We start from the raw sequence: 20,552 nt of genomic DNA on the forward strand, positions 1-20,552 counted from the left end.
CGGCCCGGCCGTCTGACGCTTTCGTCTCGCGCCTTCGGCGCAAGGCGAAACCGAATGCCGCCCAGTCGGCGTGAAGCCGCCCAACGCACCCGCTGTGGCAACGGCCCGACCGGCGAGGTCAGGAGTGGCCGAGCTCCTCCTCCGGGCCCGTGGGCTCCACCGAGCCGCCCGCCCGGTCCGGCCGCAACGGGAGGGGGTCGACCTTCGTCTCGTCGATCACCGGCGGCGCCGGTCGCGGCGGCTTCGGCATGACCGCGGCCTCCGAGTGGCCGCCGCACCCGAACGCCAGCGATACAACGCGCCCGTCCGCCGGCGAGAACTCGTTCGCGCAGATCCCGAACGCCTGCCGCAGCGAGCCCGCGAGCGGTACCAGGAAGCCACACGTCACACACGACGCGGGCGCAGCCTGCGCGATCGGCGTCTTCGGGCCGTAGCCCTCCTCCCAGCGGTCCGCCGCCGTGTGCAGCCCGTAGCGGGAGAGGACGCGCGCGCGGCGCATGCCCAGCTCCTCGGCGACCGCCGTAATGCTGCCCCTGGCCGGGGGGCCGGGCAGCGCGGACGGCGGCACCGCGGACACCTCCGCGTCCTCCGCCTCCGCGAGCTCCGCCACGTTGCGCGCGTACTCGGCCTCCGCCGACACCGCCGAGTTCGGCGGCGGCTCGTCCTCGCCGGAGAAGCCCGGCTCCAGCCGGAGGTCGTCCGCCTCGGTCGGCAGCAGGTCGCCGGGGCCCAGGTCGCCCGGCCGCAGGCGCTCGCTCCACGGCACCCACTCCGGCGCGAGCAGCGCCTCGGGTCCGGGCAGCAGCACCGTCTCGTCGAGCGTGACGACCTTGGCGCGGGAGGCGCGGGCGACGGTCACGGCCCAGCGCCAGCCGCGATAAGCGGGCTCGCGGCAGGCGAAGAGGTGCGTGACGACCCGGTCACCTTCCGCGACCGCCCCGAGGTGCTCGCCGACCGAGTCCTCACCCGCGGCTTCCACTGCCGCGGCGAGGGCGAGTTCGACCGCCTCGGCGCACATGCGGTCAGGGGTACGGCTTCGCATCGTCGCAGCACTCACAAGAATCGATTCTCTCCTACGCCGTATCACGCGTGCGCCGACCGAACCGGCCGTGCGGCCGGAGGGGCGGCGGCGGAGCGGACCGCAGGGCCGCGTCGACGTCCGCGCCCGATCGGCCTCGGGCGCACCTGCTACAACCCATTCTGCGGGATCGCCGGCGGGTGCGCGGCCAAGTACGACGGCCGGTGGCGCGTAACGCACGCTACCCCTCTCGCGAGCGCCCGGCCCACCCTCCCCCTCGGCTTCACCGGCCCGACAGGGACCGGACATGCCGCCGGCTGCACCGAACACCCACGCCCCGTACGAGTTGGGGCAGTATGACGGAGTGGCAGCAGACTGGTCGTCCGCACGCACGAGTCCGCTCCGCCGCGTCGGCGCGGCGGTCGGACGGGCGCTGCACCTGCCGTTCACGGCCACCGCGCGCGGCATCCGCCGCGCCACCCACGCCCACGGCGCCGGCGAATCCGGCCTCGGCAAGCTGATCGAGCTGCACGCCGTGAACGGCGCGGGCGACATGCTGATCACTATCGCCCTCGCATCCACCGTCTTCTTCTCCGTGCCCACGGACGAGGCCCGCGGCCGGGTCGCGCTCTATCTCGCGATCACGATGGCGCCCTTCACCCTGCTCGCCCCCGTCATCGGCCCGGCCCTCGACCACTTCCCGCACGGCCGCCGCGCGGCGATGGCGGGCGCCATGCTGGCCCGCGCGCTGCTCGCGCTGATCCTGTCGAGCGCCGTGGTGACCGGCAGCATCGAGCTGTACCCGGCGGCGCTCTGTGTGCTGGTGGCCTCCAAGGCGTACGGCGTCGTGCGCAGCGCCGTCGTACCCCGGCTGCTGCCGCCGCGCTTCTCCCTGGTCAAGGCGAACTCCCGGGTGACGCTCGGCGGTCTGCTGGCCACGGGCGTCGCGGCGCCCGTGGGGGCAGGGCTGCAGGTCATCGGGTCCGGGTGGCCGCTGTACGCCGCGTTCTTCGTGTTCTGCGTCGGCGCCTTCCTGGCCTTCACGCTGCCGCACAAGGTGGACTCGGCGAAGGGCGAGGCGAAGGCGCGCTTCATCTCCCACGAGTTCCATCCGCATCACAGGTCGCATGAGCCGCGGACTCAGACGCAGACTCGGAGTCAGCCCGGGGCGCAGACCCGGGCTCAGTCTCAGACGGCCGCCGCCGCGAAGACCCGGCGGGGCGGCGCGGCACGGTCGAGGAAGCCGGGTCTGCGGACCGTCGGGCCGTCCGTGTTCCGCGGGCTGCAGGCCAACGCCACGCACCGCGCGCTCTCCGGCTTCCTCATCTTCTTCCTGGCGTTCCTGCTGCGCGAGCATCCGCTGGGCGACCGGACCGCGGCCGTCTCGCTCGGCATGGTGGCCGTCGCGGCGGGTGTCGGCAACGCGCTCGGCACGGCGGTCGGCGCGTGGGTCAGGTCCCGTACGCCGGAGAAGATCATCGTGGCGGTGCTGGTGCTCGCGCTGGGCTCCTCGGTCCTGGCCGCCCTGTTCTTCAACCAGTTCACGATCACGGCACTCGGCGCCGTGGCCGGGTTCACCCAGGCACTCGCGAAGCTGTCGCTGGATGCGCTGATCCAGCGCGACGTACCGGAGCAGGTACGGAACTCCGCGTTCGCCCGCTCCGAGACGCTGCTGCAGATGTCGTGGGTGGTGGGCGGAGCGGTCGGCATCTCGCTGCCGCTGAACGGCATTCTTGGCATGTCCGTGGCCGCGGCGATGGTCGGCGCGGGCGCGGCCACGACCGTACGAGGGCTGCTGACCGCCGGGCGCCGCGGCACGCCGCACCCCCGCGTGGCGTGAGCAGAGCGGGCAGATAGCCTTCCCGCATGACCCCTGCGCTGTTTAGGAGCAAGACCCGCCGCACCGCTGTCGCTGCCGGTGCCGCCGCCCTCGGGCTCGTCGCCCTGTCCGGGTGCGAGAAGCCGACCCCGATGGCGACCGTCACAGTGGGCTCGAACTCCGTGTCCTCCGAGGCCGCCTGCTACAGCGAGGGCAAGAAGCTGTCCCAGCAGGAGCTGCAGGACTGCATCGGCGGGAAGTCCGGCAAGAAGCTCACCGTGCACGACGGCGAGAGGATCCGCGTCGGTGTCGACCCGGAGGTCGCCGAGTCGGGCTGGGCCATGGTCGTGAACGGCCAGGGCACGATGGCCGAGGCGAGCGAGGACACGTACCGCACCTTCGACTTCGACCAGATCTTCGCGCCGCAGCAGAGCACGGGGGGCGCGGCGGCGGTTCCGAAGACCGCACAGGTCGCGATCATCGAGGTGACGAAGTCGGGCGAGGCGAAGGGCGTGTGGCAGTTCACGCTGAGCCGGGCGTCCTGACGTACGGCCGCCCCCGGCGATCGGCCCCGCACTGATGCGCGCGCGCCCCGACGGACAGCCGTCCGGAGAATCGTCTCCGGACGGCGGGCCCCGGCGGGCACGCGTCCTCGTCGTCACCGCGGTGGCGGCGGAAGCCGACGCGGTGCAGGCCGGGCTGAGCGATGCGCTCGCCGCGCAGGCGGATGCCGCGGGCGATACCGCGGGCGATGCCGGGTCTTCGGGGCGCCGCTTCCCACCCGCGCGGAGCGCGTGGCCAGGGGTCGACGTCATCGCCGCCGGGGTCGGGCCCGCCGCTGCCGCCGCGGCAACCTCCACGGCGCTCACCACCGCCGAACTCGCGGGCACCCCGTACGGCCTCGTCCTCTCCGCCGGCATCGGCGGCGGCTTCGCGCCCCTCGCCCCGGTCGGGGCGGTCGTCGTCGCCGAGGCGATCGTCGCCGCCGACCTGGGGGCCGAAACGCCCGACGGGTTCGCGCCCGTCGAGGAGTTGGGCTTCGGCCGCTCCCTCCACATCCCGCCGCCCGAGTCGGCCCGGCGCGCCGCCAAGGCGCTGGAACAGGGCGGCCTGCGCGCCGTACTCGCGCCCGTCCTCACCGTCTCCACCACGACCGGTTCCGCCGGGCGCGCCGCCGAGCTCCTGGCGCGTCATCCGCGCGCCGCCGCCGAGGCGATGGAAGGTTTCGGCGTCGCCGAGGCCGCCGCCGCGCACGGCGTGCCCGTGCTCGAAGTACGGGCGGTCTCCAATCCCGTCGGCCCCCGCGACCGCGGCGCCTGGCGGATCGGCGAGGCCCTGGAGGCGCTGCGGCGCGCCTTCCACCTGCTCACTCCGATCGTCGAGGAGGAGTCCCGATGAGCCAAGCGCAGGGCGGCACAGTCAAGATCGCGTACTCGCCGTGCCCGAACGACACGTTCGTCTTCCACGCGTGGGCCCACGGCCATGTCCCGGGCGCGCCCGCGCTCGACGTGACCTTCGCGGACATCGACGTCACCAACGGCATGGCGGAGCGCGGCGAGCTGGACGTGCTCAAGGTGTCGTACGCGGTGCTGCCCTGGATCCTCGACCGGTACGCGCTGCTGCCGTGCGGCGGGGCGCTCGGCCGGGGCTGCGGGCCGCTGGTGCTGACCCGCGAGCCGGGCGCTTCCGGGGACGGGGACCTGGCGGGCAGGACCGTGGCCGTGCCGAGCGAGCGGTCGACGGCCTATCTCCTCTTCCGGCTGTGGGCCGCGGACAAGGTTCCCGGCGGCGTCGGCGAGGTGGTCGTGATGCCGTTCCACGAGATCATGCCCGCCGTGCGGGACGGCAAGGCCGACGCCGGGCTCGTGATCCACGAGGCCCGCTTCACGTACCAGGACTACGGCCTGCACCGCCTCGCCGACATGGGCGAGCACTGGGAGGCCACGACCGGACTGCCGATTCCGCTCGGCGCGATCGTCGCGAAGCGCGAGCTCGGCGAGGAGCGGCTGCGGCAGCTCGCGGATGCCGCGCGGGGCTCGGTGCGAATGGCGTGGGCCGACCCGGACGCCTCGCGCGCGTACGTCATGGAGCACGCGCAGGAGATGGATCCGGCGGTCGCAGAGCAGCACATCGGGCTGTACGTCAACGAGTTCACGGCCGGTCTCGGCGACGAGGGCTACGCCGCCGTGCGCGCACTGCTCACGCGCGCCGCGGCCGAGGGGCTCGTACCGCCCCTCGGCCACGATGCGCTCGGCTTCGGCTAGCCGGGCAGCCTTTCGGCGGCCGGCCCGGCTGTCTTTCGGTCAGACGTCCAGCTGGTCGGCCACCGCGCGGAGCATGCCCGCGATCTTGCGGCCGTGTGTCTTCTCGGGGTAGCGGCCGCGCTCGAGCTGTTGAGCGACGCTCTCCAGGAGCGTCGTGAGGTCCTGGACGATCGAGGCCAGCTCGTCCGGCTTGCGGCGCTGCGCCGCCGCGACCGAGGGCGTCGGGTCGAGGAGGGTCACCGAGAGCGCCTGGTCGCCGCGCTGCCCGGCGACGACGCCGAACTCCACGCGCTGGCCCGGCTTGAGCGTGTCCACTCCGTCCGGCAGCACGGAGGAGTGCACGAAGACGTCGCCGCCGTCGTCCCGGGAGAGAAAGCCGAAGCCCTTCTCGCTGTTGAACCACTTGACCTTGCCGGTAGGCACGTCCGTCCTCGTCCTCGTACTCGTCGGGGAAAAGCAAACACAAAACAAGCTCTGGATAGCAGTACAGCGGGCCGCCAGACCCGCCACCTCCAAGGCTAATGGTCCCGTGCCTGGTGACAAGACGTCGCCGGGTGGTTCCGATACGCTCCTGGAGCCGACCTACCCTGGTCGGGTGACCAATGAAACCAAGCGCCCGGCCGCCGGGCCCGGCGACCGCCTCGTCCGCGCCGGCGTGATCGTCTTCGTCGTCGGCGCGTTGGCCACGCTGGCGACTGTGGCCCCGCTCTTCCTCGGCGCCGAACCGCTGCCGCCTGCCGCGTACTTCGTGTCCATGCTGATGGGGGCGGGGTTCGCGATCGCAGCGGCCGGGGTGCTGCGGTCGGTCGCGGCACAGCGGCGTCAGGCGCGCCAGGCGGCGCGCTCCACCGCCTAGCGCCGCCGCGTGCGCCCTGGGCCGCCTCCTCAAGCCGCGCCGCGGCTCCGTGCTGCTCGACGGCCGGGAGCTCGGCCGCATCCCGACCCGCAAGATCGCCCAGTCGGTCGGGCTGCTGCCGCAGTCGCCGGTCGCACCCGAGGCGATCACGGTCGCGGACCTGGTCGCGCGCGGCCGCCGGCCGCACCAGCGCTGGTGGCAGCAGTGGTCCGAGGAGGACGAGCGCGCGGTCACGGACGCCATGGCCCGTACGGACGTGACGGCGCTCGCCGAGCGGCCCGTCGACGAACTGTCGGGCGGGCAGCGGCAGCGCGTGTGGATCGCCATGGCCCTCGCCCAGGAGACCGAACTGCTGCTCCTGGACGAGCCGACGACGTACCTGGACATAGCACACCAGGTCGAAGTCCTGGACCTGGTACGGCAGTTGAACCGTGACCGCGGCCGTACGGTTGTCGCCGTCCTGCACGATCTCAACCAGGCCGCCCGGTACGCCGATCACCTCGTCGCCATGAAGGCGGGGGACGGATCGTGGCGCAGGGCCCGCCGGCCGAGGTGTCACGGCCGGTCTTGTGCGGGAGGTCTTCGGGCTCGAGTCGGTGGTCGTCCCGACCCGGTGACCGGCAGCCCCCTGGTCGTACCGGGCGCACCCCGCCACTAGGAATGCCCACACCCATTCAGCCCCGGGGGCTGCGCCTCGCACGCCACAGCAGGTAGAGCGCCGAGGCAACGGCCGCCGCGCGGAGGGCCACCGGCCAGGTCTCGGTGAGCGCGTCGCCCATCCGCCCCTGCGGGATCGGCTCGCCCCAGCGCCCGTCCAGCCGCCCCCACAGCCACACGACCGCACCCGCCGCGACGACCCCCGGCAGTCCCACCGCGGCCCACTTGGCCTGGGTGCGGGACAGCTTGCGCGTGCCGTACGCGATGAGCCAGCCGAGGCCGAGCGCGACGAGCGATTTGAGCACGGCGCCGACGATGAGCAGGCCGGCGGCGAGCAGCAGCAGCGGGCTGAGGGGCTGTCGCGCCCGGGTCTCCGTACTGCGGCCCGTCACCGGCTCCGTAGGGCGACGCCGGGACAACGCCCGCCGCAGCACCCCGGGTCCGCGGCCGGAACCCGGACCGCCCTCGCCCGAGCCCGCTCCCGCGTCCCCGCCCGCATCCCCGCCGGCAGGGCCGCCCGCGGACTCGTCCGGCTTCGCCTTCCGCAGCCGGCCGCCGGCGGCGTCCGCGGAGACCGGCGGTGGCTTGAGTATCTCCGGGATCTCGATCCCGCCGACGAAGCCGGGCACGGACTCGCCCGGGCTGCCGAAGGGCCCCGGCTCGATCCGCCACCAGTCGGGGGTGGCGTCGCTCGGGCCCAGCTCGTCCTCGCCCGCGAGGTGCGGCGGCGAGGGCTCGCTGCCGGAGCGAGGAGGCGGCACGGTCCCCTTGGTCTCCCTGACCTGCTCCCGGCCCGCCTCCGCCACCGGTACGTGCCGTGGCGCCTCGGGCTGCCCGTCCGCGGGGACCCCACCCGCCGCGGCCACCACCTCGGACGGCGTGCCCAGCCTGCCGAGGATGCGCTTGACCGACGCGGTCGTGTCGGCGGCACCGGCGCGCTGCTCGTCGATCTCCGCGCGCAGCCGGGTGACCAGGCGCATCCGCTCGCCGGAGGGCAGCTGCCGCTGCTGGGCCAGGTCGCCGACCCGGCTCAGATAGTCGAATACGAGCTGATCGCTCTCGATCCCCACCAAATCCCCTGCGGGCACGCACACTTCACGACGGGACTGCCCCGACGTTACCGCCTCCGCCGCGCACCGCACCGCATCAACTCACGCTGAGCAGCTGCAGCTCCGTCTCGAGGTTGTAGCGCGCGGTGCGCTCCCAGCGGTCATGGGCGGTGGGCGTGCGGTAGAGGCTGGGCAGCTCGAGCAGCTGGCGCAGGACGGCGGCGCGGCCGTCGCGGAAGGCGTCGTGCGGCACGAAGCCGTACTCCTGGCGGATGGCGGCGGCGTAGGCGGCGTACGCCTGCGGCGGGCCGGCGAGCACGGCGAGGTCCGCGTCGCACAGCACCTCGCCGTCGGTGTCCCCGGGCGCCGGGTCGTGGGTGACGGTGAGCCGTACGAGCCTTGCCACCTCCGCCGTACGGGCCGTGGTCACCCCGGCCTGCGGCAGACCGCGCTCGGCGAGCCGGGCGCTGCGCTCCTCGTTCTCGGAGCGCTCCGGGTCGTAGACGGCGTCGTGGAACCAGGCGGCCAGCCGTACGGCGTCGGGGTCGGCGCAGTGGTGGGCCAGCTCCTCGACGTGGTCGAGGACGGCGAGGAGGTGGTCGGTGGTGTGGTAGCGCCGGTGGGGCTCGGCCCAGCGGGCGAGGAGGTTCTCGCCGTACGGGACGGGGTCGGGGTGGCGGGTCTCCTGGCACCGGTGCAGCAGCCGTGTCCAGCGCGCGAGCAGGATGTCGCGGGTGGCCCCGGCGTTGGGGTCGGTGGGGGCGTTGGCTGCCATGCATCAATTGTGTGCCATGGTTTTCCGTGACGGTCCCACTGTGGCAACCTTGGATATATGTCTAGACCAATCCTCGAGGTGATTGCCCTCGGCGTCGACGACGCGGTCGCGGCCGAGGCCGGAGGGGCCGACCGCCTCGAACTGGTCACCGATATGGCGGCCGACGGCCTCACCCCCTCGCGCGAGACGTTCGCTGCGGTACGCGCCGCGGTCGACATCCCGCTGCGCGTGATGCTGCGCTCGGCGGCCACTGCGCGGAGCGGCGAGCGCTGCACGGCGGCCGAACTGCATGCGCTGTGCGCGGAGGCGGAGGCGCTGCGGGCGGAGGGCGCGGACGAGTTCGTGCTCGGCTTCCTGGATCACGAGGGGCACCCGGACCTGGTGGCGGTCGAGATGATCGTCGCGGTGATCGAGCCGTGCCCGTGGACGTTCCACCGGGCGATCGACCGCGCCGCGCACCGCGACGAGCTGCGCAAGCAGCTGGCCGGGCTGCCCGGCCTCGACGCGTACCTGACGGCCGGCTCGCAGACCGGTGTCGACGACGGCATGCCGGTGCTGCTCGCGGAGGCGGCGCGGGCCGGGGAACCGGGGTATGAGGCGCGGATTCTGGTGGGCGGGGGGCTGCGGCTGGACCACCTGCCGCGGTTGCGGGCCGGCGGGATCGACGCCTTCCACATCGGCGGGGCGGCGCGCCCTGCGGGCTGGGCTTCCACGGTCTCCGCTGCCGCGGTGGAGCACTGGCGCGAGGCGCTCTGACCGGGTTGCGGCCCCCGTTGCCGGCTTGTGGGCATTCGTTCCGCGGGGCTGGGGGGCACCTCCCAGCGGTAGCTGGGGGAGGGTGGGCACAACCCGGCCACCGGCGTGCAGCCGCGCACGAGACGGATACCCCCGGCGGCGGGTGGCGCGCCGTTGCCGGGTGCGGGTCGGGTGTGCCCACCCTCCCCCATAGCCTGAACGGCATGGGGCACCCCCATCGCCCCGGCGGAACGAATGCCCACAACCCGGGGCGTCAGCCCGCCAAGCGCCGTGGAAGCGGCGCTCCGTGGATGACCCACAGGCCCGAGACCGCGCGGGTCAGCGCCACATACAGGCGGCGCAGCCCGGTGCGTTCATCCGGCTCGGCGTCGACCACGGCCGCCGGTTCGTCGACGACCACGTAGTCGTACTCCAGCCCCTTGGCCAGTGACGCCGGGACCAGGGTCAGCCGCACAGCGGCAGAAGTCTCTTCGCCCGGGGCGAGGTGAGCGATCCCGGCACCCCCCAACGCCTCCGTCAGCGCCGGAATCCGCGCGTCCGCCGCGATCAGCCCCACCGACCCCTCGCGCGCCAGCACCTCCCCGCACGCGGCGAGGACCGCCGGGTCCAGATCGCCCGGCGCGACCTGCCGGATCTCCAGCGAGCCGGGCGACTCCCGTACCGACGACGCCTCCGCGAGCCCCGGCGCGATGGCCGGAAGCAGCCGGGACGCGTACGCGATGATCTCGCGCGGCACGCGGAAGCCCGCCGTCAGCTCCTCGATCCGTGCGTCCGGTTTCCCCAGGTGCGCCAGCGCCTCGGACCAACTCCCCGTCGCCCAGGGCGTGGTGCCCTGCGCGAGGTCGCCGAGCACCGTCGCGGAACCCGTGGAGCAGCGTCGCCCCACCGCCCGGTACTGCATCGGCGACAGGTCCTGCGCCTCGTCCAGCACCACATGTCCGAGCGACGGCGTGCGCTCGACGAGATCCGCCGCCTCGTCGATCAGCACCGCGTCGGCCGCGGACCACTTCGCGGCCCGCACTCCCCTGGCCTTCGGCATGGGGGACCCCAGCACCGGTTTCTGCCAGAGGATCTCCTTCTGCTCCTCGGCGGTCAGCAGCCCCTCCGCCTGCTCCGCCAGGAAGTCCGGGTCCGAGAGCAGCCGCAGCACCAGCTTCGCCGGGTCCACCGGCGGCCACATCGCCTTGACCGCCGCCTTCACGGCAGGGTTGCGGGCCACCGCGTCCTGCACGCGGTCGTCCGGCGCCTCGCCCGCCGCCTCCATCCGTACGAGCACCGCGTGCGCGATCCGCTGCGGAAGTGCCGCCCTGGCGGCCTCGTATCGGATGTCACGCGCCTGCAACTCCCGTACCAGCTCCTCCAGTTCGTACGCCGGAATGCGCCAGCGACGCGAGCCGCGCACGACGACGCAGGGTTCTGTCGGCATCGTGACGCCGGACCGTACGGCCCGCCGCAGCACGTCCGCCATCCTCGCGTCGCCCTTGATCCGGGCCGCGGCGGCGGTGTCCTCGCCGCGCAGCTCCACGCGGGCGACCAGGTCGCCCACCGTCGCCTGTCTGACCTCCAACTCACCCAGAGCGGGGAGCACTTGCTCGATGTAGTGGAGGAAGGACCGGTTCGGCCCGATGACGAGGGTGCCCGTGCGGGCGAGCCGTTCCCGGTGCGCGTAGAGCAGATACGCCACGCGGTGCAGACCGACGGCCGTCTTGCCGGTGCCGGGCGCGCCCTGCACACACACCGTCCCGGCGAGCCCGGCCCGTACGATCTCGTCCTGCTCGGGCTGGATCGTCGCCACGATGTCCCGCATGGGGCCGACCCGCGGCCGCTCGATCTCGGCCTGGAGCAGCTTGCTCGCCGTGCCCTTCTCGGCCTCTGCGGGGTCGGAGAGGTGCTCGTCCTCGTACGCGGTGAGGTCGCCGCCGGTGTAGCCGAAGCGCCGCCGCAGGACGACGTCCATGGGGGCCTTCTTGGAGGCCCGGTAGAAGGGCTGGGAGACGGGCGCGCGCCAGTCGATGACCATCGGGTCGCCGCCGGCGTCGTGTACATGCCGCCGCCCGATGTAGCACCTTTGGTCTTCTTCTCCGCCTCCGGCGGGGGGTTCCCCTTCGCCGCCCTCGGCGAGCTCCGCCCCCGGTGCGTGGAGGTAGTCGAGGCGGCCGAAGAAGAGCGGGGTGTGGGCGTGGTCGGCGAGGGCCTTGATGCGCTCGCCGATCTGGTGCTCCAGGACGGCGGCATTCACCCAGTTCGCGGTGACGTCGCTGATGTCGAGCGCCTCGACGTCGGCGCGCATGCCGCGCAGCGCGGCGCGTGACGCGGCGAGGTGGGCGCGCTCGCGTCGGAGCGGGTCGGTGTCTTCGTGCGCGGGCACGGCTGAGCCTTCCGGGCAGAGCAGCAGTGGATGGATACGAGCGGATCCCGGCCGGTTGCCGTCCGGACGGAGGCTCTCCCTCAGCTGAGCGGGAGGCGGGCAGACGCGGCATATTAGCCACCGGCGCCCGAAACGGCGAACGAATTTCCGGCGGGCGGTCCTGGGGGCCGCCGCCGCCCCCGAGCCCACCTCAGGGGCATCCCTCCCGGGTGGGGCAACGGCCTCCACCTGAGGGCTGACCGGCCCGTACCGCCGTCTCAGACCGCTGGCGGATGTGCTCCGAACGCGTGAAATCCATCATGGAGACATGAGCTCCGCATCGTTCACCCCGGCACACCGTCCGCCCGCCCCTGGCGCCTCCGCCCTCGGGGCAGGGCCCGCCCACCACCAGCGCATTCTGCACGCCCTGGGCAACGCGCTGCGCGCGATCCGCGTCTACGCGGAGGCCGCGTTCAGAGTCGTCGTCCTCGGCGAGTACGCGGAAAGATCACCGGTGATCCGCCGCTGACGCGAGCGGCCCGCTAGACCTCGCCGCCCACCTCGTCCCCCACGCCGTCAACCCCGTCCACTCCGTCAGCCCCGTCAGCCGTCAGCAGGTCGCCCGCGTCGACGATCCGGTACGCGTAACCCTGCTCCGCCAGGAAGCGCTGGCGGTGGGCCGCGAAGTCCTGGTCGATCGTGTCGCGCGCGACGACCGAGTAGAAGATCGCCGGGTGACCGTCCGCCTTCGGGCGCAGTACGCGGCCGAGCCGCTGGGCCTCTTCCTGCCGCGACCCGAACGTGCCCGACACCTGGATCGCGACCGTCGCCTCCGGCAGGTCCACCGAGAAGTTCGCGACCTTGGACACCACGAGCACGCTGATCTCACCCTGCCGGAAGGCGTCGAAGAGCTTCTCGCGCTGCGCGTTGGTCGTCTCGCCCTTGATCACCGGAGCCCGCAGGTGCTCGCCCAGCTCATCGAGCTGGTCGATGTACTGGCCGATGACGAGCGTCTGCTGCCCGCGGTGCTGCTCGACCAGCGCCTCGGTGATCCTGCGCTTGCTGTCCGTCGTCGCGCAGTACCGGTACTTCTCGTCCGTCTCGGCCGTCGCGTACGCCAGCCGCTCGGAGTCGGTCAGATTGACCCGCACCTCGACGCAGTCCGCGGGCGCGATGTAGCCCTGCGCCTCGATCTCCTTCCAGGGCGCGTCGAAGCGCTTCGGGCCGATGAGCGAGAAGACGTCCGACTCGCGGCCGTCCTCCCGTACGAGCGTCGCGGTCAGGCCGAGGCGCCGGCGGGCCTGCAGATCGGCGGTGAACTTGAAGACCGGCGCGGGCAGCAGGTGCACCTCGTCGTAGACGATCAGGCCCCAGTCGCGGGAGTCGAACAGCTCCAGGTGCGGATAGATGCCCTTCCGCTTCGTGGTGAGGACCTGGTACGTGGCGATGGTGACCGGCCGGATCTCCTTCCGCGCACCGCTGTACTCGCCGATCTCGTCCTCGGTGAGCGAGGTGCGCCGCACCAGCTCGTGCTTCCACTGGCGCGCGGAGACGGTGTTCGTGACGAGGATGAGCGTCGTCGACTTGGCGGTCGCCATCGCACCGGCGCCGACCAGCGTCTTGCCCGCGCCACAGGGCAGGACGACGACGCCGGAGCCGCCGTGCCAGAAGTTCTCGACGGCGTGGTTCTGGTACGGGCGCAGTGCCCAGCCGTCCTCGCGCAGCTCGATGGGGTGCGCCTCGCCGTCCACGTAACCGGCCATGTCCTCGGCGGGCCAGCCGAGCTTGAGCAGCGTCTGCTTGATCTGGCCGCGCTCGGAGGGGTGCACGGCGACCGTGTCCTGGTCGATGCGGGCGCCGACGAGCGGCTGGACCCGCCGGGAGCGGAGGATCTCCTCGAGGACCGGGCGGTCTGTGGTGACCAGGACGAGGCCATGGGTGGGGTGCTTCTCGAGGCGCAGCCGCCCGTAGCGGGCCATGGTCTCGGCCACGTCGACGAGGAGGGCGTGCGGCACGGGGTAGCGCGAGAACTCGACGAGCGCATCGACGACCTGCTCGGCGTCGTGCCCGGCCGCGCGGGCGTTCCACAGCCCGAGCGGCGTGACGCGGTAGGTGTGGATGTGCTCGGGAGCGCGCTCCAGCTCCGCGAAGGGGGCGATGGCGCGGCGGCACGCTTCCGCCTGCTCGTGGTCGACTTCCAGGAGCAGCGTCTTGTCGCTCTGGACGATGAGCGGTCCGTTCACGCCTCGGCCCTTTCTACTGGCGGTGCGGCCGGCCGGGTGGAGGAGCGGGGCGGGGGCTCCGACCGGACCGGCCAAACCTCCAGTGTGCCCCATGCGGCGAGGTGGCCGGGTGGCCCCGGCCACAAATGCCTGGGAGCCCGGGGGCTGCCGGTCGGGGCCGGTCGGGGCCGGTCGGGGCCGGTCCGCGGCCGCTCCCTCCTCACCCGGCCCTCACTTGGCCTTCAGCCGGCTCTCAGAGGGCGGGGAGGTGGAGGTTGTTCACCAGCGGGCCTTCCACCTGGAGCTCGACGGGTACGGGGACGGCGCTCGCCGGGACGGTGAGCGCGGCGAGGAGCGCGACGGCTCCGAGCAGCACGGTGGCGATTCGGCGCATGAATGACCTTCCTCTTCCACAGCTTCCACAGTGGTTCGGGCAGTGGGTTCCGGCATTGATTCCGGCGTGGATTCGGGCAGCGGTTCCGGCTGTCGCCGGAGGGGCCGGACCCCGGACCGCTGGGGGGAGGCGGGTCCGAGGCAAGATCCGCCGGACTAGGCAGGTCCGTCGGCGAGCTCGGCGACGCCGGTGATGCGGTGCAGGGGGAAGGTGCGGACCTCGTCGGCGGTGTGGTCGTACGCCGTGACGAAGCCGCCCTCCACCCGGACCGGCGCGATCACCCGCTGGCTGGCCGCCCCGTCCGCGTTGACGTAGCCGATCCACACGGCGGTGCTGGCCAGCGCGGCGGCCTGCATGGTGGCGAGGGTCTCGGCAGAGGTGGTGCGGGGAAGGCGGCCGCCGCCGTCCGCGGGCGCGGCGGTGGAGGCGGAGGCGGCTGTGGTCGCGGCAGCGGGCCTGGTGACGGCCGTGGCCGCCAGGTCGCCCGCGCGGATGGCCTTGACCGCTGCGCCGAGCAGAGTGTCGTCGGGGACGGGCGGACCGCCGTGTACGGGGGCGGGCGCGGTGCGGGGCGGGGTGCGGTACGCGTCCGCGCGGGTCACCAGCACGTCGCCCTCGGCCGACTCGGCGGCCGGCGCGTAACCCATCTCGCGCAGCCGCTCCAGCAGCAGGTCGGGTGTGGCCTGCGCGGCCACCACGGTCGGCGCGAGGCGGCGCAGCCGCAGACTGGACGAGCGGCGGTCGGCGAGGATCTCGGCGAGCAGCGCGTCGTCGTCGCAGCGGACGTACGCGAAGGCGGCGCCGACGCGGAGGTTGCCGTGCTTGCGCGCCACGTCGTCGATCAGATAGCTGAGCGGCTGCGGTACGGGCGTACGGGAGTGCTCCGCGAGGAACGCGTGCAGGTCGGCCGCCGTCTGCCCGGCGTCGAGCGCCCGGCGCACGGAGCCGGGGGTGAAGCGGTAGACGGTCGCGCCGCCCTTCGACTCGACGTCCGCCAGCACCCCGAGCACCTGCGCCAGCGGCCGCTCCAGCGGCCCCGGCGCGACAGCGGTCAGATCGGCCTGCAGCAGCACGTGATCGAGCGGCTCGGGCAACTGCGGTGCGAGCAGCGCGGCGGCCTGCGCGACCGCCGCCGCGACCTCTTCGGCTGTCGGCATCCCGGTCCACGCGGGGCCGTACCCGGCTGCGGCGAATGTGCGGGCGACTGCCGCGCCACGGCCGCCGGCCCCAAGCGCTGCGCCCTCCCCGGCCCCTTCAGGTTCAGGGGCGCGCCCGGCCCGGTCGGGGCGCCCGCGTCGGGGAGCGCCGACGCGATCCGCGTCCGGCTCGGTGGGGCCGGTCCGCTCGTCGGCGGGCGGGAGGGGGCCCAGCAGGGCGCGGCCGTGGGTGGAGAGGGCGCCGCGGCCGGTGACGCCGAGGAGTTCTGCCTCGGTCAGGGTCCAGCGCGCGAGGCGGGAGCGGAGGCCCTCCGGGGCGGGCGCCGCGGTCCGGGCCTGGCTCTGGGACGAGGTCCGGCTCTGGGTCTGGGGCTGGGCCTGCTGGTCGGCTGTGGCGATCCGGGTGGCGGCCGAGCGCGCCCGCGCGGCGCTGGAGGACCCGGCGGATGCGGCGGGTGTGGCGCCGCCACCAGCCGTCGGGCGCCCGGCCGTTCCGGCGCCGGGGCCGGGGCCGGTGGCCGCGCCTGTCGCGGAGGCCGCACCGGCAGCCGCCCCGCGCGTAGCCCCGCCCGCGCCGGAGGCGGCCCCGTGTTCCCAGCCCAGGCGCGCCAGCAGCGCATCCGGATCCGGCGCCGTGCCCTCCGGCAGGGAGGCGAGGAGCTCCAGGACGCGGCGGCGGACGTACGGGGCCGGGGAGCGGTCGAGGCCAGGACCCAGGGCCGCCAGCGTGCGCCCCTTCGCGTCCTGGCCTCCGACGGGTCCGGCCGTGCGGGTGGCCCCGAGCCAGGCCGTGACCAGCGCGGCCCACCGCTGCTCGGCGGGCTGCCCCAGCCACTCGTCGTATGCCGGGGTCGGCGCGAATCGCTCGTCCGCCTCGCCGTCGGAGGCGAGCAGCCCGGCGGCGTAGGCGAGTTCGAGCCAGAAGGCCGCGGTCGGCTCGTCCGTGTCGAGCGCGGCGGCGGTCCGCTTGAGGTCGCGGACGCTCAGGCCGCCCGCGCGCAGGACGGCGGGCCCGCCGAGGTCCCACTCCTTCAGCAGGTCCTCGACCGTGCCGAGGGCCGTGAAGGCCTGACCCGCGGCGGTCGCGTCGACGATCCGGGGCCGGTGCTCGGCCGCGGGCGCGAGGGGCGGCGGCAGCGGCTCGGGCGTGCGGTGCGCGCGGCCGCCGCGCAGATGCAGCGCGACCTCGCGCGGCAGCACGACCGTGCCGACACCCATCGGCAGCAGCAGCCCGCGGGCGGTGAGCCAGCGGACCGGCGCCGACGGCTGCGCGGGCACGGTCCCGTACGGCGGGCCCCATACGAGCCGGGCGAGGATCTCCCCCGACTCCTCCGGGGCCCCGGCGAGCAGCGCCGCCATCCGCTCGCGGTCGCGGAAGAGGGCGGTGAGTGCTTCGACGGCGGTCACCGGGTCGTGGGTGGTCGGCAGCCCGGCCGTGGCGATGATCTCCTGGAGACGGCCGGGCGACATCCCGGCGGTGGCCTCGGCGACGGTGGGCCCGAGCCCGGTGGGCGACGGGGCGGCCGCGCCCGCGGCGCCTGCGGCGCCTGCTGCCCCGGGGGCGCTGGGGGCGAGCACCTCGCGGGCCGTACGGACCAGATGCAGCCGGTCGTCACCGCCCCAGACGAGCGCCTGGGCGCGGAGCGCGGCGACGGCGCCGGGCAGTTCGCGTGCGACGGCCTCGTCGCCGGAGTCACCCGCCATGAGGCCGAGCAGTACGGCGTACGGGCACGGGTCGGGGGCGACCGCCAGCGCCTCGGCGGTCTGCAGGGCGAACCGGTCGAGGCGCTCGAGGGCCCGTACGACGGAGGCGCGGGTGCCGGCCCGGGTGGCGAGCTGGGTGAGGTCGCCGGGGACCGGGGAGAGCAGGTCGGGGCGGGCGCGGAGGAGGACCGCGAGGTCGGCGTCGGGACGCGTGCGCAGCTCCTCGGCGAGCGTGCGGGGCGCCGCCCCGGCGCGCCGCCCACCGCCGCGGCGGCGACGCTCCGCCGACGCGCGCGCCTCCGGATCCCGCTCGCTGGTCATCCGCACCACGATATCCGCTCCCCGCCAACCACCGGGATGCCCCGCATCTCCCACCACCCCGCGGGGCCGGGTCGCGCAGGCGCGACTGAGGCGGAGGGAGGAGAGTCGGGGTGGTGCGTTCGGCTGGGGCGTGGGGCCGCGCGCCCGGCTGGGGCCGGGGGCCGGAGGCGCGGCTGGGGCCGGGAGGCTGCGGGTGCCGCCGGGCGAGGCACGCGGCAAGGACGCCGCGGGGCGGATGGCGGCGGCTTCACGCCGCGGGGCGGCATTCGACCCGGCCGAGTGCGGCCCCGCCGACCGAAGCAGTCCACCGACGGAGGGAAGGGGCCAAGCCCTCTCAGAAGAAGAGCCGGTGGGGACAGCCCCGCGGAGCCGCGCCCCTCGGCCGGGAGCTGGGCCGGTACTCGGCCCAGGGCTGAGCCCGGCACTCGGCCCGGAGCTGGGCCCGGCGCTCAGCCCAGTACCCGGCCCGGCACCCGCCCCCGCGCTCCCCCTCCGCGCTCGGAATGTCAGGCGCACCAACGGCGTTGGGACCTGACATGCCACCCAACGCCGAGCGCACCCGCATGCCCCCCGCCGTCCACATCCTCGGCATATCCGTCTTCGCCCTCGGCACCTCGGAGTTCATGCTCTCCGGCCTGCTGCCGCCCATCGCCGACGACATGGGCGTGTCCATCCCGCAGGCCGGGCTGCTGATCTCGGCCTTCGCGATCGGCATGGTCGTAGGCGCCCCGCTGCTCGCCGTCGCGACCCTCCGGCTCCCCCGCCGTACGACCCTCATCACGCTCCTCGGCGTATTCGGCCTCGGCCAGATCGGCGGAGCAATCGCACCCGGATACGGGTTCCTGTTCGCCTCGCGCGTCATCAGCGCCCTTGCCTGCGCGGGCTTCTGGGCCGTCGGAGCGGCGGTCGCCGTCGCGATGGTGCCGGTCAACGCGCGCGCCCGCGCGCTGGCGGTGCTGATCGGCGGACTGAGCATCGCGAACGTCCTCGGCGTCCCGGCAGGCGCGCTCCTCGGCGAGCACTTCGGCTGGCGGTCGGCGTTCTGGGCGGTCGGCGGGATGTCCGCGGTCGCGCTCGTCGGCGTGGTCGCGCTGATCCCGCGCATCCCCGTCCCCGAAGGGCGGCCGAAGCTCCGCCGGGAGCTGCGGATCTACCGCGACCGGCAGGTTCTCCTCGCGGTCGCCACGATCGCGCTCGCCGCCGGCGGCGTCTTCTGCGCCTTCAGCTACCTGGCACCGCTCCTCACCGACGTCGCCGGGCTCAGCGACAGCTGGGTTCCCACCGTGCTCGGCCTCTTCGGCATCGGGGCACTCATCGGTACGGCGATCGGCGGCCGTGTCGCGGACGCACACCTCTTCGGGGTGCTGCTGACCGGCATCACGGCCTCGACGGCCTTCCTCGCGGTGCTCGCCTTCACCGCGCACAGCCCGGTCGCCGCGGTCGCCCTCTCCTTCCTCCTGGGCGTCTCGGCCTTCTGCACGGCGCCCGCCCTCAACGCGCGCCTCTTCAACGTCGCGAGCGCGGCCCCGACCCTCGCGGGAGCGACCACCACCGCGTCCTTCAACCTCGGGAACACGGGCGGCCCGTGGATCGGCGGCGCGGTCATCGACGCGGGCTTCGGCTTCCCCTCCACGGCGCTGGCCGGCGCGGTGATGAGTGCGGCGGCGATCGGGGCGGCGGCATGGAGCCTCCGCCTCCACCGGCGTGCTGGGAGCACCCGCATGATCGCGGTAGCGGGCTCCCCGCACGCCCTCGAGCACGCCTCCGAGCATTCGCCCGCCGACTCGACGACCGGCGCGTAAGGCACGCAGGCACCGCCGGCCACCGCATCCCCGTACGCCCCGGGCGCTCCACCGTCAGCCCGCTCTGCACCGAGCCGACCGGCCTCACGCCTCACGCAGGCCGGAGTCGACAGCGGCCCCCTTGGCCGAGGCCTGCCGGCGGCCGGCGGCCGAACACCGGGCAGGGGACAGGGCTTCGGGTCGACTGGGGCCGCATGAGGTAGGGAAACTCTTACCGCGCGAGGCTCGGGTGTGACCGGATATCTCTGTGGCTGCGCCTTGTGAATCCGCTGGTAGCTATCCCCGCATGGCCTTGATGTCCTCGGCGTTCTTGGCTCCGCCGCCGATCGCCCATTCGGCGCTCGGCGTCTCGGTAATGAACGCGTGCGTGGCCTGGCGCATCTGTTCGCCCGCGATCTCGATGAGTGCTTCCGAAAGGCGTTCCACCATCTGGCGCTTTTCCTCATGAGTGAAGACGCCCTCGATGACCTTGATCTCCACGACAGGCATAGGGCCATCCCTTTCGTTCTACTGTGCCTGTTATGAGGCTAGGCAGCTCGCATGACTGCCGCGCAAGGTGCGAGGCCATTCAGCGCAGCAGAGCATGCCCGGTCGCCCGGCTCTGGTGCTCATGCCGAGCCCACGCACGGCCGGACCCACCTGGTCAGGCGTTGGGGTGGCTGCTGGATTCGGCGACCTTGGTAGACCTGCGGGCTCGCAACAACCGGCGTTCAGTTACGCGGCAGTGCCGGGCCGCAGGCACGCCGTCCCCCCGTTCGCCGGCGCCGATTCACCGGCCCTTGCGCCGCCTCAGCCCCGCCTCCGTCAGCCGCCTCACCAGCTCCTTGCTGCTCACCTCGATCGCGCCCAGCTCCACTGCCCCGCGGTAGCGCTCGCTCGGCACGTCATAGTGGTCCCCGTCGAAGGCCCGCGGCGGGGCGCCGAGCCGGGCCGCGAAGGCGTGCAGCTCCTCGTACGAGACGTCGCTGACCATGTGCGACCACATCCGCCCGTGGCCCGGCCAGGTCGGCGGGTCGATGTAGACCGCCACGCTCAGTGCCCCAGGACGGCGCCCAGGCCACCCACGGAGGCGACGACCACGCCCGCCTCCGTGCACACCCAGTGCGGATCGGGGCCGAGTTCGGGTTCGATGCCCAGCGCATGCGGATCCCCGCCCTCGGTGCAGACCGGACAGACCGGCCAGCGCCCGTACTTGTCCAGCAGCGCGTCCTGGACGTCCTGGGCGATCAGCCCCGCGAGGAAAGGTGCGCCTTCAGGCCACTGCTCGACCCACCAGCGCCGGTGCGCGACCGCGTCCTCGACGAGCGAGACCACGTCGGCCTGGGCCACATCCCCGGCCGCAAGATCGGCGAGTACGAGGGCACGCGCAGCGTGCAGTGCCTGCTCAAGCTCCATAAGCCCCATTGTCACG

19 protein-coding genes and 1 pseudogene are annotated in these 20,552 nt (G+C 74.0%); 9 read left to right on the forward strand and 11 right to left on the reverse strand.

The genetic code is table 11. The features are described 5' to 3' along the window. Positions 1-118: 118 nt before the first annotated feature. Positions 119-1,057, reverse strand: coding sequence for a DUF3027 domain-containing protein (locus ACTWP8_RS24220; RefSeq protein ID WP_443324229.1), 939 nt, complete (start codon positions 1,055-1,057; stop codon positions 119-121). Between the two features lie 268 nt (positions 1,058-1,325). Between ACTWP8_RS24220 and ACTWP8_RS24225 the strand changes: the two genes are divergently transcribed. Genes ACTWP8_RS24225 through ACTWP8_RS24240 form a run of 4 tightly spaced genes read left to right on the forward strand, consistent with a single transcriptional unit; the run spans position 1,326 to position 5,101 of the window. Further along, a complete protein-coding gene (locus ACTWP8_RS24225) occupies positions 1,326-2,858 on the forward strand; it encodes an MFS transporter (protein ID WP_443324230.1) in 1,533 nt (510 codons plus the stop codon). Positions 2,859-2,884: 26 nt separating this feature from the next. Further along, positions 2,885-3,382 (forward strand): hypothetical protein, encoded by a 498-nt coding sequence (locus ACTWP8_RS24230; RefSeq protein WP_443324231.1) that lies wholly within the window; start codon positions 2,885-2,887, stop codon positions 3,380-3,382. Positions 3,383-3,416: 34 nt separating this feature from the next. Next, a complete protein-coding gene (locus ACTWP8_RS24235; RefSeq protein WP_443324232.1) occupies positions 3,417-4,235 on the forward strand; it encodes a futalosine hydrolase in 819 nt (272 codons plus the stop codon). Then, positions 4,232-5,101 (forward strand): 1,4-dihydroxy-6-naphthoate synthase, encoded by an 870-nt coding sequence (locus tag ACTWP8_RS24240; RefSeq protein ID WP_443324233.1) that lies wholly within the window; start codon positions 4,232-4,234, stop codon positions 5,099-5,101. The genes ACTWP8_RS24235 and ACTWP8_RS24240 overlap by 4 nt, the downstream gene beginning before the upstream one ends. Positions 5,102-5,140: 39 nt before the next feature. On the opposite strand, the gene ACTWP8_RS24245 is transcribed toward ACTWP8_RS24240, so the two are convergent. Continuing rightward, on the reverse strand, positions 5,141-5,524 hold the full coding sequence (locus tag ACTWP8_RS24245; RefSeq protein WP_443314434.1) for a cold-shock protein: 384 nt from the start codon (positions 5,522-5,524) through the stop codon (positions 5,141-5,143). 172 nt (positions 5,525-5,696) lie between these two features. Between ACTWP8_RS24245 and ACTWP8_RS24250 the strand changes: the two genes are divergently transcribed. Continuing rightward, positions 5,697-5,957 (forward strand): hypothetical protein, encoded by a 261-nt coding sequence (locus ACTWP8_RS24250; protein ID WP_443324234.1) that lies wholly within the window; start codon positions 5,697-5,699, stop codon positions 5,955-5,957. Positions 5,958-5,970: 13 nt separating this feature from the next. Further along, a pseudogene (locus ACTWP8_RS24255) lies at positions 5,971-6,615 on the forward strand (ABC transporter ATP-binding protein); the annotation flags it as partial. Between the two features lie 16 nt (positions 6,616-6,631). Here ACTWP8_RS24255 and ACTWP8_RS24260 read toward each other — a convergent pair. Both ACTWP8_RS24260 and ACTWP8_RS24265 read right to left on the reverse strand, forming a co-directional pair. Continuing rightward, a complete protein-coding gene (locus ACTWP8_RS24260) occupies positions 6,632-7,684 on the reverse strand; it encodes a hypothetical protein (protein WP_443324235.1) in 1,053 nt (350 codons plus the stop codon). A gap of 76 nt (positions 7,685-7,760) precedes the next feature. Further along, positions 7,761-8,438: an HD domain-containing protein gene (locus ACTWP8_RS24265; protein ID WP_443314439.1), complete on the reverse strand. Its 678-nt coding sequence runs from the start codon at positions 8,436-8,438 to the stop codon at positions 7,761-7,763. 57 nt (positions 8,439-8,495) lie between these two features. On the opposite strand from ACTWP8_RS24265, the gene ACTWP8_RS24270 reads away from it, so the two are divergent. Then, positions 8,496-9,194: a copper homeostasis protein CutC gene (locus tag ACTWP8_RS24270; protein ID WP_443324236.1), complete on the forward strand. Its 699-nt coding sequence runs from the start codon at positions 8,496-8,498 to the stop codon at positions 9,192-9,194. Between the two features lie 253 nt (positions 9,195-9,447). On the opposite strand, the gene ACTWP8_RS24275 is transcribed toward ACTWP8_RS24270, so the two are convergent. Next, the gene (locus ACTWP8_RS24275) at positions 9,448-11,562 is read right to left on the reverse strand and encodes a HelD family protein (RefSeq protein WP_443324237.1); all 2,115 of its coding nucleotides are present in this window, start codon (positions 11,560-11,562) and stop codon (positions 9,448-9,450) included. A gap of 307 nt (positions 11,563-11,869) precedes the next feature. On the opposite strand from ACTWP8_RS24275, the gene ACTWP8_RS24280 reads away from it, so the two are divergent. Continuing rightward, complete coding sequence (locus ACTWP8_RS24280) at positions 11,870-12,070, forward strand: hypothetical protein (protein ID WP_443319410.1); 201 nt, start codon at positions 11,870-11,872, stop codon at positions 12,068-12,070. A 13-nt stretch (positions 12,071-12,083) separates the two neighbouring features. Here ACTWP8_RS24280 and ACTWP8_RS24285 read toward each other — a convergent pair whose 3' ends face one another. The 3 genes from ACTWP8_RS24285 to ACTWP8_RS24295 all read right to left on the reverse strand — a co-directional run bounded on the left by ACTWP8_RS24285 (position 12,084) and on the right by ACTWP8_RS24295 (position 17,339). Further along, a complete protein-coding gene (locus ACTWP8_RS24285; protein ID WP_443324238.1) occupies positions 12,084-13,784 on the reverse strand; it encodes a DNA repair helicase XPB in 1,701 nt (566 codons plus the stop codon). Positions 13,785-14,016: 232 nt separating this feature from the next. Next, the gene (locus ACTWP8_RS24290; RefSeq protein ID WP_443324239.1) at positions 14,017-14,157 is read right to left on the reverse strand and encodes a hypothetical protein; all 141 of its coding nucleotides are present in this window, start codon (positions 14,155-14,157) and stop codon (positions 14,017-14,019) included. 155 nt (positions 14,158-14,312) lie between these two features. After that, a complete protein-coding gene (locus ACTWP8_RS24295) occupies positions 14,313-17,339 on the reverse strand; it encodes a helicase-associated domain-containing protein (RefSeq protein WP_443324240.1) in 3,027 nt (1,008 codons plus the stop codon). A gap of 563 nt (positions 17,340-17,902) precedes the next feature. Between ACTWP8_RS24295 and ACTWP8_RS24300 the strand changes: the two genes are divergently transcribed. After that, a complete protein-coding gene (locus ACTWP8_RS24300) occupies positions 17,903-19,141 on the forward strand; it encodes a Cmx/CmrA family chloramphenicol efflux MFS transporter (RefSeq protein ID WP_443324278.1) in 1,239 nt (412 codons plus the stop codon). A gap of 276 nt (positions 19,142-19,417) precedes the next feature. On the opposite strand, the gene ACTWP8_RS24305 is transcribed toward ACTWP8_RS24300, so the two are convergent. The 3 genes from ACTWP8_RS24305 to ACTWP8_RS24315 all read right to left on the reverse strand — a co-directional run bounded on the left by ACTWP8_RS24305 (position 19,418) and on the right by ACTWP8_RS24315 (position 20,545). Next, positions 19,418-19,630 carry a tautomerase family protein gene (locus tag ACTWP8_RS24305; protein ID WP_443324241.1) on the reverse strand — a complete coding sequence of 71 codons (213 nt, stop codon included), beginning with the start codon at positions 19,628-19,630 and terminating at the stop codon, positions 19,418-19,420. Positions 19,631-19,910: 280 nt separating this feature from the next. Beyond that, positions 19,911-20,171 carry a DUF4031 domain-containing protein gene (locus ACTWP8_RS24310; RefSeq protein ID WP_443324242.1) on the reverse strand — a complete coding sequence of 87 codons (261 nt, stop codon included), beginning with the start codon at positions 20,169-20,171 and terminating at the stop codon, positions 19,911-19,913. Positions 20,172-20,173: 2 nt separating this feature from the next. Next, entirely contained in the window at positions 20,174-20,545 is a 372-nt protein-coding gene (locus tag ACTWP8_RS24315) for a hypothetical protein (RefSeq protein ID WP_443319452.1), read from the reverse strand. Positions 20,546-20,552: the final 7 nt, after the last annotated feature.

The organism is Streptomyces sp. 7N604, assembly GCF_052245475.1.
In the GTDB taxonomy this organism is placed as follows: Bacteria; Actinomycetota; Actinomycetes; order Streptomycetales; family Streptomycetaceae; genus Streptomyces.